This is a genomic window from Kitasatospora sp. NPDC056076 (assembly GCF_042266305.1).
Classification (GTDB): Bacteria; Actinomycetota; Actinomycetes; order Streptomycetales; family Streptomycetaceae; genus Kitasatospora.
Genome location: NZ_JBHJWG010000044.1, coordinates 1 through 15,049 on the forward strand (window position 1 = coordinate 1; position 15,049 = coordinate 15,049).

Annotated in this window: 19 protein-coding genes; 15 read left to right on the forward strand and 4 right to left on the reverse strand. The window is 73.6% G+C overall.

Features of this window, described 5'->3' with window-relative positions; all coding sequences use genetic code 11:
* Positions 1-333: 333 nt before the first annotated feature.
* Complete coding sequence (locus ACFC1T_RS29485) at positions 334-1,911, reverse strand: oxidoreductase (protein ID WP_375893325.1); 1,578 nt, start codon at positions 1,909-1,911, stop codon at positions 334-336.
* A 91-nt stretch (positions 1,912-2,002) separates the two neighbouring features.
* Between ACFC1T_RS29485 and hisD the strand changes: the two genes are divergently transcribed.
* Genes hisD through hisF form a run of 8 tightly spaced genes read left to right on the forward strand, consistent with a single transcriptional unit; the run spans position 2,003 to position 7,770 of the window.
* The gene (gene hisD, locus ACFC1T_RS29490) at positions 2,003-3,310 is read left to right on the forward strand and encodes a histidinol dehydrogenase (RefSeq protein WP_375893326.1); all 1,308 of its coding nucleotides are present in this window, start codon (positions 2,003-2,005) and stop codon (positions 3,308-3,310) included.
* On the forward strand, positions 3,307-4,407 hold the full coding sequence (locus tag ACFC1T_RS29495; RefSeq protein ID WP_375893328.1) for a histidinol-phosphate transaminase: 1,101 nt from the start codon (positions 3,307-3,309) through the stop codon (positions 4,405-4,407). Before hisD ends, ACFC1T_RS29495 begins: the two co-directional genes overlap by 4 nt.
* 6 nt (positions 4,408-4,413) lie before the next feature.
* Positions 4,414-5,007 (forward strand): imidazoleglycerol-phosphate dehydratase HisB, encoded by a 594-nt coding sequence (gene hisB / locus ACFC1T_RS29500; protein WP_375893330.1) that lies wholly within the window; start codon positions 4,414-4,416, stop codon positions 5,005-5,007.
* The gene (locus ACFC1T_RS29505) at positions 5,004-5,156 is read left to right on the forward strand and encodes a hypothetical protein (RefSeq protein ID WP_188302392.1); all 153 of its coding nucleotides are present in this window, start codon (positions 5,004-5,006) and stop codon (positions 5,154-5,156) included. The genes hisB and ACFC1T_RS29505 overlap by 4 nt, the downstream gene beginning before the upstream one ends.
* Positions 5,157-5,187: 31 nt before the next feature.
* Complete coding sequence (gene hisH / locus ACFC1T_RS29510; RefSeq protein ID WP_375893332.1) at positions 5,188-5,823, forward strand: imidazole glycerol phosphate synthase subunit HisH; 636 nt, start codon at positions 5,188-5,190, stop codon at positions 5,821-5,823.
* Positions 5,824-5,840: 17 nt separating this feature from the next.
* Positions 5,841-6,566, forward strand: coding sequence for a bifunctional 1-(5-phosphoribosyl)-5-((5-phosphoribosylamino)methylideneamino)imidazole-4-carboxamide isomerase/phosphoribosylanthranilate isomerase PriA (gene priA, locus ACFC1T_RS29515; RefSeq protein WP_375893442.1), 726 nt, complete (start codon positions 5,841-5,843; stop codon positions 6,564-6,566).
* A complete protein-coding gene (locus ACFC1T_RS29520; protein WP_375893334.1) occupies positions 6,563-7,003 on the forward strand; it encodes a RidA family protein in 441 nt (146 codons plus the stop codon). The genes priA and ACFC1T_RS29520 overlap by 4 nt, the downstream gene beginning before the upstream one ends.
* Positions 7,000-7,770 (forward strand): imidazole glycerol phosphate synthase subunit HisF, encoded by a 771-nt coding sequence (gene hisF / locus ACFC1T_RS29525; protein ID WP_375893336.1) that lies wholly within the window; start codon positions 7,000-7,002, stop codon positions 7,768-7,770. Before ACFC1T_RS29520 ends, hisF begins: the two co-directional genes overlap by 4 nt.
* Positions 7,771-7,860: 90 nt before the next feature.
* On the opposite strand, the gene ACFC1T_RS29530 is transcribed toward hisF, so the two are convergent.
* Positions 7,861-8,640, reverse strand: coding sequence for a VOC family protein (locus ACFC1T_RS29530; RefSeq protein WP_375893337.1), 780 nt, complete (start codon positions 8,638-8,640; stop codon positions 7,861-7,863).
* 277 nt (positions 8,641-8,917) lie between these two features.
* Here ACFC1T_RS29530 and ACFC1T_RS29535 point away from each other — a divergent pair, with 277 nt between their 5' ends.
* Entirely contained in the window at positions 8,918-9,478 is a 561-nt protein-coding gene (locus ACFC1T_RS29535; protein ID WP_375893339.1) for a hypothetical protein, read from the forward strand.
* Between the two features lie 9 nt (positions 9,479-9,487).
* Here the strand turns inward: ACFC1T_RS29535 and ACFC1T_RS29540 are convergent, their stop codons facing one another.
* On the reverse strand, positions 9,488-10,126 hold the full coding sequence (locus ACFC1T_RS29540) for a TIGR03085 family metal-binding protein (RefSeq protein WP_375893340.1): 639 nt from the start codon (positions 10,124-10,126) through the stop codon (positions 9,488-9,490).
* Between the two features lie 48 nt (positions 10,127-10,174).
* Entirely contained in the window at positions 10,175-10,753 is a 579-nt protein-coding gene (locus ACFC1T_RS29545) for a hypothetical protein (RefSeq protein WP_375893342.1), read from the reverse strand.
* 133 nt (positions 10,754-10,886) lie between these two features.
* Here ACFC1T_RS29545 and hisI point away from each other — a divergent pair, with 133 nt between their 5' ends.
* From hisI to ACFC1T_RS29575, 6 genes are all read left to right on the forward strand, one after another.
* Positions 10,887-11,258, forward strand: coding sequence for a phosphoribosyl-AMP cyclohydrolase (gene hisI, locus ACFC1T_RS29550; protein WP_375893343.1), 372 nt, complete (start codon positions 10,887-10,889; stop codon positions 11,256-11,258).
* Positions 11,259-11,306: 48 nt separating this feature from the next.
* Entirely contained in the window at positions 11,307-12,827 is a 1,521-nt protein-coding gene (locus ACFC1T_RS29555) for an anthranilate synthase component I (protein ID WP_375893345.1), read from the forward strand.
* 19 nt (positions 12,828-12,846) lie between these two features.
* Entirely contained in the window at positions 12,847-13,338 is a 492-nt protein-coding gene (locus tag ACFC1T_RS29560) for a Uma2 family endonuclease (RefSeq protein WP_375893347.1), read from the forward strand.
* On the forward strand, positions 13,335-13,940 hold the full coding sequence (locus tag ACFC1T_RS29565; protein WP_375893348.1) for a TIGR02234 family membrane protein: 606 nt from the start codon (positions 13,335-13,337) through the stop codon (positions 13,938-13,940). The genes ACFC1T_RS29560 and ACFC1T_RS29565 overlap by 4 nt, the downstream gene beginning before the upstream one ends.
* A 170-nt stretch (positions 13,941-14,110) precedes the next feature.
* Positions 14,111-14,386 carry an HGxxPAAW family protein gene (locus tag ACFC1T_RS29570; protein WP_375893350.1) on the forward strand — a complete coding sequence of 92 codons (276 nt, stop codon included), beginning with the start codon at positions 14,111-14,113 and terminating at the stop codon, positions 14,384-14,386.
* A gap of 86 nt (positions 14,387-14,472) precedes the next feature.
* Positions 14,473-14,913 (forward strand): DUF2752 domain-containing protein, encoded by a 441-nt coding sequence (locus ACFC1T_RS29575; protein ID WP_375893351.1) that lies wholly within the window; start codon positions 14,473-14,475, stop codon positions 14,911-14,913.
* The last annotated feature ends 136 nt before the right edge of the window (positions 14,914-15,049 follow it).

Below are 15,049 nucleotides of genomic sequence, written 5' to 3' on the forward strand. Positions count from 1 at the left end.
GTCCTGGAAAGGGTGGGTGGGCGGGACACCCGGTTGCCCGCCCATTTATGTTGATCACTCACTTGGCCTGATGCCGAGATTTCCAGTGATTGTTCCCCGGCTTCCTATGCGCTCGGGCGGCCCGGCCGGGCCGCCCGAGAATTATTGTGCTTGTGGGAGGGGTGGTGGGTTTTCTCGCCCATTTCAAGCTCGTGCTGCGGTTTTGCTTCGCCCCGCCGCGATCACATCGCGGCGGGGCGGAATGGCTGGGGGATCCACTTGTCGTTGAGCCCCGGCTTTTGGGCTTCTGTGCAGGGAGTCGGTCTGGACGACTTCCTGTGCAGAAGTCGTCGGTCAGCCGCGTTGGAGGAGGCGGGTGGCGCCGGTGACGACGGTGGATGCGAGGAGCCAGCCGACGACGACGAGGCCGGCGGCGATCCATTGGCTGGTGCCGCCGGGGTTCCAGGCGCCCTGGTTGAGGTCGACGATGGGCAGCAGCCGGTCGAGGGTGTAGAGCACCGCGTTCCAGTGCGGTTTCTCGTCGGCCTTGAGCGGGGCGGGTTCGTGGGTGGCGAACCAGACGCTGCCGAGGGCCCAGGCGAGGAGCAGCCACAGGCCGGCGCGGCCGGGGCGGTAGCCGTAACCGACGGTGACGTCCTGGACCAGGCCCCAGCCCCGGGCGGGCAGTGGCAGGGTCTCCCGGCGGCGGCGCTGCTTGGCGTACAGCACCTCGCGGGCGTCGTCGTCGGCGCCGTCGCGGCGCAGGGCGGCGGCGAGCTGCTCGTAGGACTCCGGCTGGAAGTCCACCGCGGAGCCCTCCAGCCAGGCGATCCGCTGTTGGACGGTGAAGGCCGCGGCGGGGCGGAGGTTCTCGTAGACGAAGCCGGTCAGGCCCAGGTGCTTGCCGAGCGGCCAGGAGTCCGGGCGGTCGACCAGGTTGCCGACCCGGGCGCGGGAGAGCGAGACCGTGCCGGTGGGCCGGAAGGCGCAGGTGAAGCGCAGTTCGGGGGTGTGGATGCGGCGCAGCGACAGCTCGTCGTCACCCTCCAGGTGGAATTCGCCGGAGATCAGGCAGGCCGCGTCGAAGCGGGCGTCCGAGAGCCGCACCTGGCCGTAGGCGCGGAACGGGGTGCTGGGGGCGCCGGGCGCCGGGCTCTGGCCGTAGCCGGAGCCGTAGTAGCTGCGGGAGCCGAACCAGCCGCCGTCGGCGGAGCTGGTCAGGTAGAGGGTGTGGCCGACGTTGAGCCGGACGGCGTTGAGGCAGACGCGGTTCTGCGGGTCGGCGTGCAGCTGGGCGCCGCGGAGCGAGAGGCGGCCGCCGATCCGGGCCGTGCGGACGCTCAACTCGCCGTGGGTCTCCAGGCGTTCGGCTTCGAGGTCCTGATGGACGGTCATCCCGTCGGCCGAGATCGCGCGGCCGTAGCGGTCGCCGCCGATGACGGCCTGGTTGAGCAGCAGGTCGGTGCCGATCTTGGCGTCGGTGAGCCGGATGCCCTCGGGTATCCGGCAGCGGGCCAGGTGGAGGTCGCCGGTGGTGGACAGCCGGGAGGCCTCGATCCTGGGGATCGCGCACTCGACCATCCGCAGGGTGGTGGCGGAGGCCTCCGAGATGAGGATCTTGTGGTCGAAGCGGCAGCCGCGCAGTTCGACGTACCGTTCCAGGTGGCCGCCGGCCAGGTTGAGCGAGCCGGTGACCTTCACCCCGCTCATCCGCAGCGAGGCGACCCGCCCGGCGGTGGGTTGCGGCCCGGCCAGCAGCAGGTGTGCGAGTACGTCGGCGCCGACCGTCCGCTCCGGCCCCCAGGGGCTGTCCCCGAAGGGGTCGTCGATGTCGTCCCGGCCACATCTGCGCTCGAAGACCTCGCCCTCGCGGAAGGCCTCCCAGAGTTCCCGTTCGGTGTCGGTCCAGCCCTCCGGGGCGCTCTCCGCCATGGTTTCCCCCGTCCCCCCGGTCGTCTCGCCTTTCGTATCACGGACTGAAATGTGGGACCACCCGTTCCGGCCACTCCTTACACTGGGTGGCGTGATCTCTCGAATCGACCTCCGCGGCTCGCTGGACGACCCGCGTGCCCTGCTGCCCCGTGCCGAGTTCGACGTGGCGGCCGCCCTGGAGAAGGTGCGGCCGATCGCCGAGGACGTACGCCATCGCGGGGTCGCGGCGCTGATCGAGATCACCGAGCGTTTCGACGGCGTCCGGCTGGAGTCCACCCGGGTGCCCGCCGAGCAGCTGGCCGAGGCCCTGGAGACGCTGGACCCGAAGGTGCGGGCCGCGCTGGAGGAGTCGATCCGCCGCGCCCGGGCCGTGCACGCCGACCAGCGCCGCACCGGGCACACCACCCAGGTGGTGCCGGGCGGCACGGTCACCCAGCGCTGGGTGCCGGTCGAGCGGGTCGGCCTGTACGTGCCGGGCGGGCTGGCGGTCTACCCGTCCTCCGTGGTGATGAACGTGGTGCCGGCCCAGGAGGCGGGCGTCCGGGGCATCGCGGTGACCTCTCCGCCGCAGAAGGAGTTCGGGGGCCGCGTCCACCCGACCATCCTGGCGGCCTGCGCGCTGCTCGGCGTGGACGAGGTCTACTCCGTCGGCGGCGCCCAGGCGGTCGCGATGTTCGCCCTGGGCACCGAGGAGTGCGCACCGGTGAACATGGTCACCGGCCCGGGCAACATCTACGTCGCCGCCGCCAAGCGCTTCTTCGCCGGCCGGATCGGCATCGACTCCGAGGCCGGCCCGACCGAGATCGCCGTCCTCGCGGACGACAGCGCGCTGCCCAGCGACGTCGCCGCGGACCTGATCAGCCAGGCCGAGCACGGCCCCACCTCCGGCTCGGTGCTGGTCACCGACTCCCCGGAGCTGGCCGACGCGGTCGAGGTCGAGCTGGTCGCCCAGGTCGGCCGGACCAAGCACAGCGAGCGGGTCGCCGAGGCGCTCGGCGGACGCCAGTCCGGCATCATCCTGGTCGACGACCTGGAGCAGGGCCTCGTCGTGGTCAACGCCTACGCGGCCGAGCACCTGGAGATCCAGACCCGCGACCCGCACGCGGTGGCGGCGAAGGTCGTCAACGCCGGCGCGATCTTCATCGGCCGCTGGACCCCGGTCTCGCTGGGCGACTACGCGGCCGGGTCCAACCACGTGCTGCCGACCGGCGGCTGCGCCTGCCACTCCTCCGGGCTGTCGGTGCAGACCTTCCTGCGCGGCGTCCAGGTGGTCGAGTACGACCGGCAGGCGCTGGCGGACGTCGCCGCGCACGTGGTCAACCTGGCGAACGCCGAGGACCTGCCCGGTCACGGTGACGCCGTCAAGGCTCGGTTCGATTGGACGGTTCCCGGCGCGTGACGAACATCGACGACCTGCCCATCCGGGACGAGCTGCGCGGCCAGTCCCCGTACGGCGCACCGCAGTTGGACGTCCCCGTCCAGCTGAACACCAACGAGAACCCGTACCCGCTGCCCGAGGAGCTGGTGGCCCGGATCGCCGAGCGCGTCGCCGAGGCCGCCCGCCACCTCAACCGCTACCCCGACCGGGACGCGGTCGAGCTGCGCGAGGGCCTCGCCGCGTACCTCACCCGCAGCACCGGCCTCCCGGTCGCCCGCGCGCAGGTGTGGGCCGCCAACGGCTCCAACGAGGTCCTCCAGCAGCTGCTGCAGACCTTCGGCGGCCCCGGCCGCACCGCGCTCGGCTTCGAGCCCTCCTACTCGATGCACGCGCTGATCTCCCGGGGCACCGGCACCGGCTGGATCTCCGGCCCCCGCAACGACGACTTCACCATCGACGTGGACGCCGCCCTCGCGGCGATCGCCGAGCACCGGCCGAACGTGGTGTTCATCTGCTCGCCGAACAACCCGACCGGCACGGCCGTCGCGGCGGAGACCGTCCTGCGGCTGTACGAGGCCGCGCAGGCCGCCCGGCCCAGCCTGGTGGTCGTGGACGAGGCGTACGTCGAGTTCTCGCACCGCGCCTCGCTGCTGCCGCTGATCGAGGGCCGTCCCAACCTGGTGGTCAGCCGCACCATGTCCAAGGCCTTCGGCGCCGCCGGGCTGCGCCTCGGCTACCTGGCCGCCGACCCGGCCGTGGTCGACGCCGTCCAGCTGGTCCGGCTGCCGTACCACCTGTCGGCCGTCACCCAGGCCACCGCGCTGGCCTGCCTGGAGCACACCGACACCCTGCTGGGGTACGTCGGCCGGCTCAAGGAGGAGCGCGACCGGCTGGTGGACGCGCTGCGCGCGACGGGCCTGGAGGTGACCGACTCGGACGCCAACTTCGTCCAGTTCGGCCGCTTCGCCGACACCCACGCCGTGTGGCGGGCCATCCTCGACCAGGGTGTCCTGGTCCGTGACAACGGGGTCCCCGGGTGGCTGCGCGTCACCGCCGGCACGCCCGCCGAGAACGACGCCTTCCTGGACGCCGTCCGTAGAGTGATCAAGGAGCTGTAACCCCTCATGTCCCGCATCGGACGCGTCGAGCGCACCACCAAGGAGACCTCCGTCCTGGTCGAGATAGACCTCGACGGAACCGGCAAGACCGACATCTCCACCGGCGTCGGCTTCTACGACCACATGCTCGACCAGCTCGGCCGCCACGGTCTGTTCGACCTCACCGTCAAGACCGACGGTGACCTGCACATCGACACCCACCACACCATCGAGGACACCGCCCTCGCGCTCGGCGCCGCCTTCAAGCAGGCGCTCGGCGACAAGGTCGGCATCTACCGCTTCGGCAACTGCACGGTGCCGCTGGACGAGTCGCTCGCCCAGGTCACCGTCGACCTCTCCGGCCGGCCCTACCTGGTGCACACCGAGCCCGCGGGCATGGCGCCGATGATCGGCGCCTACGACACCACGATGACCCGGCACATCCTGGAGTCCTTCGTGGCCCAGGCGCAGATCGCGCTGCACGTGCACGTCCCGTACGGGCGCAACGCGCACCACATCGTGGAGTGCCAGTTCAAGGCCCTGGCCCGGGCGCTGCGCTACGCCGCCGAGCGGGACCAGCGCGCGGCCGGCATCCTCCCCTCGACCAAGGGTGCGCTGTGAACAAGACCGCGACGATCCTCCTCTTCGTCGGCCTCTTCCTGGCGGGCGGGGTGATCTCCTTCTGGAAGCAGAAGCTGCCGAAGGGCGTCATCCTGGTGCTGGCCATCGGGGCCGTGATGTGCCTGGGCTCCGGCCTCATGCGCCTGTAACACCCGTAGCAGAGAGACTGGACACCTGAACATGGGCAAGAACGTCGTCGTCCTCGACTACGGCTCCGGCAACCTCCGCTCCGCGCAGCGCGCCCTGGAGCGGACCGGGGCGAACGTCACGGTCAGCTCCGACTACGACACCGCGATGGCCGCGGACGGCCTGCTCGTCCCCGGCGTGGGCGCCTTCGAGGCCTGCATGCGCGGCCTCAAGTCCGTCCGCGGCGACTGGATCATCGGCCGCCGGCTCGCCGGGGGCCGCCCGGTCATGGGCATCTGCGTGGGCATGCAGATCCTCTTCGAGAAGGGCGTCGAGCACGGCGTGGAGACGCCCGGCTGCGACGAGTGGCCCGGCACCGTCGAGCCGCTGGACGCCCCGGTCGTCCCGCACATGGGCTGGAACACCGTGGACGTGCCCGAGGGCAGCCGGATGTTCGCCGGCCTCGACCCGGAGACCCGCTTCTACTTCGTGCACTCCTACGGCGTGCGGCACTGGGAGCTGGAGACCCACAGCGCGCGGATCAACCCGCCGCTGGTCACCTGGGCCACGCACGGGCAGCCGTTCGTCGCCGCGATCGAGAACGGCCCGCTCTGGGCCACCCAGTTCCACCCCGAGAAGTCCGGCGACGCCGGCGCCGCCCTGCTGACCAACTGGGTCAACACCCTCTGAACGTCTGAGAGTTGCTACTGATGAGCCTTGAGCTGCTGCCCGCCGTCGACGTCCGCGACGGCCAGGCCGTCCGCCTGGTCAAGGGCGCCTCCGGCACCGAGACCTCCTTCGGCGAGCCGCTGGCCGCCGCCCTCGCCTGGCAGAACGCCGGCGCCGAGTGGCTCCACCTGGTCGACCTGGACGCCGCCTTCGGCACCGGCACCAACTACGAGCTGCTGCGCGAGGTCACCGGACAGCTGGACATCAAGGTCGAGCTGTCCGGCGGCATCCGCGACGACGAGTCGCTCGCCCGCGCCCTCGCCACCGGCTGCACCCGGGTCAACCTCGGCACCGCCGCCCTGGAGGCCCCCGAGTGGGTCGCCAAGGCCATCGCCGAGCACGGCGACAAGATCGCCGTCGGCCTGGACGTGGTCGGCACCACCCTGCGCGGCCGCGGCTGGACCCGCGACGGCGGCCAGCTCTTCGACGTCCTGGAGCGGCTGAACGCCGAGGGCTGCACCCGCTACGTCGTCACCGACGTCAACCGCGACGGCACCCTCACCGGCCCCAACCTCCAGCTGCTGCGCGACGTCTGCGGCGCCACCGACCGCCCCGTCGTCGCCTCCGGCGGCGTCTCCTCCCTCGACGACCTGCGCGCCATCGCCGGTCTCGTCGACCTGGGTGTCGAGGGCGCCATCGTGGGCAAGGCACTCTACGAGCAGAAGTTCACCCTCGAAGAGGCCCTGGAGGCGGTTTCCGGATGACGGAAGGTCGGATCGTACGCGGTCGGGTCACGGGATTCTCCCCCTGGGAGGAGGAGTTCGGCTACTCCCGGGCGGTCGCCGCGGGCGACCACGTGCACGTGGCCGGCACCACCGCCTGGGTGAACGGCCGGATCGAGCACGAGGGCGACCCGTACCGGCAGACCCTCGCCGCGTTCGGCGTCGGGCTCTCCGCCCTGGCCGCGTACGGTCTGACCGCGGACGACGTCATCCGCACCCGGATGTACATCACCCACGCCCGCGACGCCGAGGAGGTGGGCCGCGCCCACCGCCGACTCTTCGACGCCGCACGCCCGGTGGCCACCATGGTGGTGGTCGACGGGCTGATCGACTCCCGGATGATGGTCGAGGTCGAACTCGACGCGTACCGCACCGGGCTGGCAATGACCCTGGAAGCCCTGGAAGGCAAGCAGCCGTGACCCTCGCCGTACGTGTCATCCCCTGCCTGGACGTGGACGCCGGGCGGGTGGTCAAGGGAGTCAACTTCCAGAACCTGCGCGACGCCGGCGACCCGGTCGAGATGGCCAAGCTCTACGACGCCGAAGGCGCCGACGAGCTGACCTTCCTCGACATCACCGCCTCCTCCGGCGACCGCGAGACCACCTACGACGTGGTGCGCCGCACCGCCGAGCAGGTGTTCATCCCGCTCACCGTCGGCGGCGGCATCCGGGCCGTCGAGGACGTGAACCAGCTGCTGCGGGCCGGCGCCGACAAGGTCGGGGTCAACACCGCGGCCATCGCCCGGCCCGAACTGATCCGCGAGATCGCCCGGCGCTTCGGGCGGCAGGTGCTGGTGCTGTCGGTCGACGCCCGGCGCTGCGGCGAGGGCGTGGAGACCGCCTCGGGCTACGAGGTCACCACCCACGGCGGGCGCCGGGGCACCGGCCTGGACGCCGTCGAATGGGCCGGCCGGGCGGCCGAGCTGGGCGCGGGCGAGATCCTGCTCAACTCGATGGACGCCGACGGCACCAAGGACGGCTACGACCTGGAGATGATCCGCGCCGTGCGCAAGGCCGTGTCGGTGCCGGTCATCGCCTCCGGCGGCGCCGGCAGGCTCGCCGACTTCGCCCCGGCCGTCGAGGCCGGCGCGGACGCCGTCCTCGCGGCCAGCGTCTTCCACTTCGGGGACCTGCGGATCGGCGAGGTCAAGAACGCTCTGCGGGAGGCCGGGCACCCCGTCCGGTGACGTGATCCGTCGTGCGTGAGGGCCCGCTGCTCCTGCTGAGCAGCGGGCCCTCACGCGTGGTCGCGACTCGCGTCGTCGCGACTCGCGTGGTCACGACTCGCGGGGCTCGCCCTTGATCAGCGCGAACGGGGCACCGTTCGGGTCCGCCAGCCAGGCGATCCGGCCGACGTTCTCCACGTCCGAGGCCGGCATCAGCACCGAGCCACCCGCCGCCGTCGCCTTGGTGACCAGCGCGTCCACGTCGTTGGCGGCGAAGTACGGCGTCCAGGCGGAGGGCTGCTCCGGCTGCATGGTCGGGGCGATGCCGCCGAAGCTCGTCTGCTGCTGGTCGCCCTCGGCGGTGGAGATCACCCGGTAGTTCATCCCCGGGGACGGCTCGAAGTTCTCCACCCGCCAGCCGAACAGCCCGTGGTAGAAGGAGAATCCGCCGTCCTGGTCCCGGGTGTGCAGCTCCGACCAGACCAGCGTGTTGTCCTCGGACACGGCGTCCAGCCCGACCGTGTTCCCGGCCTGCCAGACCGCGAACTCGGCGCCCTGCGGATCGGTCAGCGCCGCGAACCGCCCCTCCTGCATGACGTCCATCGGCGGGACCCGGACCGTGGCACCGGACTGCTCGGCCGCCTTGACGGTCGCGTCCACGTCGGCGGTGCGGAAGTACGTCGTCCAGGCGGACCGCGCGCCGCCGTCGAGGTGGCCGAGGGCGCCGACCGTCCTGCCGTCCAGCTGGAGGAAGCCGTAGCCGCCCGTCTCCGGGACCTCCTGGAAGGTCCAGCCGAAGACCCTGCCGTAGAACGCCGCGGTGGCCGGGATGTCCGGGCTGCCCAGGTCGATCCAGCAGGGCGAGCCGAGGGGGAAGTCGGTGGTGAGCATGAGGTGGGGCCCTTCGACGGAGAGTGACCGGGCTGCCCGGGGCGGACCCCGGCCACCTGCGAGTCTGCCCCCGGGCACTGACATCCGCAGCCGGGAGGAGGCTGGGCGGGGCCGCGCCGCGCAGGGTAGCCGGACGACCGGGCGCCCGGGGCCGGAACGGCGGCATCGCCCCGGATCGCCCCGCCGCCGCCCTAGGCTCGTCCCACGCGGCCGCGACCCGGACGAACGGGCCGACGGCGCGACCAATCCGACGACCCGGCAAGGTGGTTCACCGGTGATGGAGCAGTACGCCGACGACGGCGAGGTGACCTACGAACAGGTGACGGTGGTCTCCCTCGCCGCCAGCGCCCCGGTCGGCCCGGCACGGACCGCCGTCCGGGTCGTCCGCGAGGCCATGACCGTCAAACGGATCGCGGGCTACTGGGTGCGCTGGGACGAGCGCCGGGCCGGCGAGGAACTCCGGCACCACGCGCGCTGGGTGCCCGAGGAGGAGTACGTCCGGCCGGGCACCGGCAGCCCGGACGGCACACTCTCCGTGACGGTGGCCGCCTACTGGGCGGACGCCCGCGGCGCCTTCCGCCACCGGCCCGGCACCGAGACCGCGGTGACCTTCCGCCCCGGCGAGGGCGCGCACGAGCTGGTGCTGGAGCAGCCCGCCCCGGCCGGCCCCTCCGCCCTCTCCGTGCAGCTCGCGGACGCCCGCTGGCTGGGCGCCGACGACGGCGGGCCGATCCACTACGGCTTCTCGGGCGCCACCGAGGCCGCGACGGGCGGCGAGGGGGCGTGGCTGGTCCGGCACCCGGAGTACGGAACGGGCGGCGTGGGCGACCAGGGTTAGGGCCGCCGGTTACGGGAGCGGCAGGACGTGCCGGAGCGCCTCGACGGCGTCCCCGTCACCGTCCACGGCGAGCTCGGTGCGGGCCCCGCGGCCGTAGACGAACAGGACCAGCTCACCCGGTTCGCCGGTGATCCGGACCACCGGGGCGCCGGCCGGACCGACCGTCAGCGACTGCCCGTCCGGGCGGGTCAGCGCGAGCCGCACGGGGGAACGGCGGCCCGCCTCGAACCGCGCGATCATCGGCAGCCGCCGCCACAGGGCCTCGGCCCGGCCGGGCGGGACGGGCCGCACCGCCCGGTCGTCGCCCGCCCGGGCGACGTCCTCGGCGTGCACGAAGTACTCCACGGTGTTCGCCACCTCGTCCGCACCGGGCAGCGCGAACAGCGAGAACACCGGCGGCCCGGCCCGGAACAACCGCACCAGCTCCTCGTACGGGCGCTGCGCGTACCCGTCCTGCACCCGCTGGGTGTGACCGGCCAGGGCGCCGACCCGGATCCCCGCCGCCGCATCGGCCCGGCGTTCCCGGACCACCAGATGCGCGGCCAGGTCCCGGGTACTCCACCCGGCACACAGCGTGGGCGCGTCCGGCCCGGCGGCGGCGAGCAGTTCGGCGAGGCGGTGGCGCTCAGCGAGCGCGTGGTTCGACATGCCGCCAGCCTAGGGCGTGTCCTGTGCGGGCCGGGGGCCTCCCGCTGTCTACGGGTGGAGCGGGGTGGTGAGTTTGGGGCTGCCCTGTTTGTTGCCGGCGGTGAGGGTGCAGGTGTAGTCGCGCCAGCCGTCCTTGTAGTTGGCCAGGGCGGGGCCGAACTGGCGGGGGTAGTAGGTCCGGCCGGGGGGTTGGTGGGATTCGGCGGTGGTCTCGGCGGTCTTGCAGCCGTCGCGCATGGCGAGGGCGAGAGGGATCTCGCCGGTGAGGCCGTCGGGGAGCTGGAGGTTCGCGATGACCTCGCCGTCGTGGTCGCCGGTGCAGGGGCGTTGTTCGGCCTTGGTGATGACGGGGCTGAGCTGGGGGTGGTCGAAGCAGGTGCCGACCGGGAACCAGGCGTACGGGGGTTGCGGCTTGGTGGGGGTGGGGGTCGGCTTCGGGGTGGGGGTGGGGGTCGGGGTGGCCGAGGGCGGGGGCGGGGCGGCGGCGGGCTTCGGGGCGTCCTCGGGCCAGAGCAGCACGGTGGCCACCACCGCGAGCAGTACGGCCAGGACGGCGGCGACGGTGATCACCAGGCTCCGGGGCGGACGGGTGGCGGCGGCTTCGGGCGGCTGCTGCTCGGAGGTCATGGCCCCGAGGATGGACCACCGGGGCCGCCCCCGGCAGGCGGTTGGCGGAACTGACCCCGAACGGGACGCCCGCGAACGGTTCACCGCCCGGACGGAGCGGTTCGCGGCCCGGAGGGGCTGACACAATGGCCCCATGTCCACCACACCCGCCGCCCCCGGCTCCACCGCGCTCGACCCCGCGATCGCCGCCCGCCTCAAGCGCACCGAGGACGGCCTGGTCCCGGCCGTCGCGCAGCAGTACGACACCGGCGAGGTGCTGATGCTGGGCTGGATGGACGACGAGGCGCTGCACCGCACGCTCACCACCGGCCGCTGCACCTACTGGAGCCGCAGCCGCAACGAGTACTGGGTGAAGGGCGACACCTCCGGTCACGTCCAGGCGGTCAAGTCGGTGGCCCTGGACTGCGACGGCGACACCCTGCTGGTGAAGGTCGACCAGACCGGCGCGGCCTGCCACACCGGTGACCGGACCTGCTTCGACGCCGACGTCCTCCCGCTCTCCTGACCCACCCCGACCACAGCCGACTCCAGAATCCAGAAGGTGCCGCCCCGCATGGACCTCGAAGCCTTCCGCAAGCTCGCCGTCGACACCCGGGTCATCCCCGTCACCCGCAGGCTCCTCGCGGACGGCCTCACCCCGATCGGCCTGTACCGCAGCCTCGCCGAGGAGCGGCCCGGCACCTTCCTGCTGGAGTCCGCCGAGCAGGGCAACTGGTCGCGCTACTCCTTCGTGGGCGTGCACAGCGCCGCCGCGCTGACCGTCGGCCCCGACGGCGGTGCCCGCTGGCTGGGCACCCCGCCGGTCGGCATCCCGACCGGCGGCGACCCGCTGGAGGTGCTGCGGGCCGCCCTGGAGGCGCTGCACACGCCGCGGCGCGCCGACGACGGCCTGCCGCCGCTGACCGGCGGTCTGGTGGGCTACCTCGGGTACGACGTCGTCCGCCGGCTGGAGAAGCTGCCGGACCTGAACCCGGACGACCTCGGGCTCCCCGAGCTGACGATGCTGCTGGCCACCGACCTCGCGGTGCTCGACCACTCCGACGGCACGGTGCTGCTGATCGCCAACGCCGTCAACCACAACGACCTGGCGAGCGGCGTGGACGAGGCGTACGCGGACGCGGTGGCGCGCCTGGACGCGATGGAGGCCGGCCTGTTGAAGCCGGTCGACCCGGGCCTGGCGACCTTCACCCCGGCCGGCCCGGGGGAGGTGCACTCGCCGTTCGGCGGGGCGCCGTACCGGGCCGCGGTCGAGGAGGTCAAGGAGCGGATCCGGGCCGGCGAGGCCTTCCAGGTGGTGCCCTCGCAGCGCTTCGAGGCGCCCTGCCCGGCCTCCGCCCTGGACGTCTACCGCGTGCTGCGCACCACCAACCCGAGCCCGTACATGTACCTGTTCCGCTTCCCCGGCTCGGACGGCGGCGCGGAGGGCGGCTTCGACGTGGTCGGCTCCAGCCCGGAGGCGCTGGTCAAGGTCACCGAGGGGGAGGCGATGCTGCACCCGATCGCCGGGACCCGGCACCGCGGCGCAACCCCGCACGAGGACGCGGCGCTGGCCGCCGAGCTGCTCGCCGACCCCAAGGAGCGGGCCGAGCACCTGATGCTGGTCGACCTGGGCCGCAACGACCTGGGGCGGGTCTGCGAGCCGGGCAGCGTCGAGGTGGTCGACTTCATGCAGATCGAGCGCTACAGCCACGTGATGCACATCGTCTCGACGGTGACCGGCAAGGTCGCCCCCGGGCGCAGCGCCTTCGACGTGCTGACGGCCTGCTTCCCGGCGGGCACCCTGTCCGGCGCGCCCAAGCCGCGGGCGATGCGGATCATCGAGGAGCTGGAGCCCACCCGCCGCGGCCTGTACGGCGGCTGCGTCGGCTACCTGGACTTCGCCGGGGACTCCGACACCGCGATCGCGATCCGCACCGCGGTGCTGCGCGACGGCACCGCGTACGTGCAGGCGGGCGCCGGCGTGGTCGCCGACTCGGACCCGCACGGCGAGGACACCGAGTGCCGCAACAAGGCGGCCGCCGTGCTGCGGGCCGTCGCCACCGCCAATACGCTGCGGAGGCCGGAACTGTCCTGAGGCGTGAGGAGGCGGCCGGATGCCCGAGCTGCCGTACGACGAGCTGCGCTGGGAGGCCGTGTTCGGCGCGGCCGTCCAGATCCGGGGTGAACTCGGGGGCCGGGGACGGGTGTTGTCCAGCGTCCTGATCGACTTCCCGGCCGCGCACGGCCCGCTCGCCCCGGACCTGGTGGTCCTCGCCGCAGGCGCCGTCCACAACGCCCGGGGCCGGTACGCGGCCGCCGCGGCCGAGGTGGTGCTGGAGGTGGCCCACCCCGGCCGCGACCACGCCTGGGCGCGGGCCTGCGCGGAGAGCGGCGTGCCGCTGTACGTGGTGGTCGACCCGGCGGCCGCCGCCTGCACCGTGCACACCGCGCCGTCCCCCGGCGGGGTGTACCGGGAGGCCGAACGGGTGCCCTTCGGCAACGACCTGTTCCTGCCGCTGGGCGGGCGCACGGTGGTGCTGCGCACGGACGAGTTCCCCACCCCGGGTACGGCGCGGGGCGTGGCCCGGGGGATAGTGGACGGGTGACCGCTGCAGACCAGACCCCCGCCCCCGCCGCTCCCGCCCCGTCCGGGGCAGGCCGCCGCACGCTCGGCGTGATGCTGCTGCTGACCGTGCTGAGCGCCGTGCTGGTGCTGACCGCGGCCGGGCGGACCTGGGCCGAGGGCCGGGCCGGCACCCTGGACGTCTCCGTCACCGGCGGCAAGATCTCCGAACTGCCCGGCGGGCTGGCCCTGGTGGGCCTGGCCGCGGCCGTCGCGGTGTTCGCGGTGCGCGGCGCGGGCCGGCTCGCGGTCGGCGCGCTGACCCTGCTGGCCGGGCTGGGCGCGGCCGCCGCCTCGGTGGCCGGGGCCTCGGACACCGCCGCGCTGGACAGCGCCGCCTCCGGCAAGCTGGCGCTGGCCGGCTCCACCGCCACCGAGGTGTCGCACACCGGCTGGCCCTGGGTCGCGCTGGCCGGCGGACTGCTGCTCGCCGTGGCCGGGCTGATCACCCTGCGCCACGGCCGCGGCTGGCCGGCCATGGGCAGCCGCTACGAGGCGCCGACCCGCAAGGCCCCGGCGAAGGCCGACACCCCCGGTGACCTGTGGAAGGCCCTGGACCGCGGCGAGGACCCGACCGCCGGGTAGCGCCGGCCGCCGTGCGGCGCCGGCCGTGGTACGGCGCCCGCCGTGGTGTGACGCGATAGACGGGCCACCCGCTTTGGGGGGCCGGTGTGTGGCCCGGCACAATGGGAACCGTCAACCCGCCGGCGGCCCCGCAGGCCCGGCCGGGCCCCGAGAGCCTAGGAGCACCATCGATGTCAGCAGCAGCACACGGCCACAACCCCGCCGCCTGGACCGGCGTCGTCATCTCCTTCGTCGGCTTCGGCATCGCGGGCGTCGCGATGATCCTGCCGTCGCCGCTGCTCGTCTGGGCCGGTCTGGCGGTCGTCCTGGTGGGCGGCATCGTCGGCAAGGCCATGTCGATGGCCGGCATGGGCAAGCAGGCCAGCACCAACGTCTACAAGTCGGTCGCGGAGCAGCACGCCGCCCGCCGGGCGGCCGTCGAGGCCCGCGAGGCCGTCGCCGCCTGACCAGCGGGTATTCGCACAACCGAACGGCGGGCGCGCCACGCCCGCCGTTTCGTTCCGTCCGGGCCCGGCGCGGGCACAATCGGGGCGTGAACGCCGCCCCCACCACCCCCGCCCCGCCGCCCGTGCTGCGCCGGACGGTCCCGCCGCTGGCCGCGCTGGCGGCGGTGGCCGTTCCCGCCGGGTACGTCGCGGCGGTGGACCCGAACGCCCCCGGGCACTACCCCGACTGCCCCTTCCTGGCCGCGACCGGCTGGTGGTGCCCCGGCTGCGGGGGCCTGCGCTGCGTCCACGCGCTGGCCCACGGGGACCTGACCGGCGCGCTGCACGACAACGCGGTGGCCGTCCTGCTGTTCGCGGTGCTGGCACTGCTCTGGCTGCGCTGGGCCTGGGCGGCGCTGACCGGCGGGCCGCCGGTGCGGGTCTCGGTGGGCGCCCGGCGCTGGGCGCTGATCGGCCTGCTGGTGCTGGTGTTCGCGGTGGTGCGGAACCTGCCGGTGGGGGCCGGACTGGCGCCGCCGGTGGTCTGAGCCGGGCCCGGCGGGCCGGCGCCGACCCGGGGTCGGCCCGGCCCCGGCCGGTGGAGAGCCGGTGAAGCCGCAGCTGAGAGCCGTACCGGGGAGTGTCCCGTTCCGCGAGACGCGGGCCGGGCGGATGCGCTGTGCG

Excerpts from the sequence above, each read along its gene's own strand:
- ACFC1T_RS29485 (WP_375893325.1), bottom strand. The coding sequence starts at position 1,911 with ATGGCGGAGAGCGCCCCGGAGGGCTGGACCGACACCGAACGGGAACTC.
- hisB (WP_375893330.1), top strand. The coding sequence starts at position 4,414 with ATGTCCCGCATCGGACGCGTCGAGCGCACCACCAAGGAGACCTCCGTC.
- hisH (WP_375893332.1), top strand. The coding sequence starts at position 5,188 with ATGGGCAAGAACGTCGTCGTCCTCGACTACGGCTCCGGCAACCTCCGC.
- ACFC1T_RS29520 (WP_375893334.1), top strand. The coding sequence starts at position 6,563 with ATGACGGAAGGTCGGATCGTACGCGGTCGGGTCACGGGATTCTCCCCC.
- ACFC1T_RS29530 (WP_375893337.1), bottom strand. The coding sequence starts at position 8,640 with ATGCTCACCACCGACTTCCCCCTCGGCTCGCCCTGCTGGATCGACCTG.
- ACFC1T_RS29535 (WP_375893339.1), top strand. The coding sequence starts at position 8,918 with ATGGAGCAGTACGCCGACGACGGCGAGGTGACCTACGAACAGGTGACG.
- ACFC1T_RS29540 (WP_375893340.1), bottom strand. The coding sequence starts at position 10,126 with ATGTCGAACCACGCGCTCGCTGAGCGCCACCGCCTCGCCGAACTGCTC.
- ACFC1T_RS29545 (WP_375893342.1), bottom strand. The coding sequence starts at position 10,753 with ATGACCTCCGAGCAGCAGCCGCCCGAAGCCGCCGCCACCCGTCCGCCC.
- hisI (WP_375893343.1), top strand. The coding sequence starts at position 10,887 with ATGTCCACCACACCCGCCGCCCCCGGCTCCACCGCGCTCGACCCCGCG.
- ACFC1T_RS29555 (WP_375893345.1), top strand. The coding sequence starts at position 11,307 with ATGGACCTCGAAGCCTTCCGCAAGCTCGCCGTCGACACCCGGGTCATC.
- ACFC1T_RS29560 (WP_375893347.1), top strand. The coding sequence starts at position 12,847 with ATGCCCGAGCTGCCGTACGACGAGCTGCGCTGGGAGGCCGTGTTCGGC.
- ACFC1T_RS29570 (WP_375893350.1), top strand. The coding sequence starts at position 14,111 with ATGTCAGCAGCAGCACACGGCCACAACCCCGCCGCCTGGACCGGCGTC.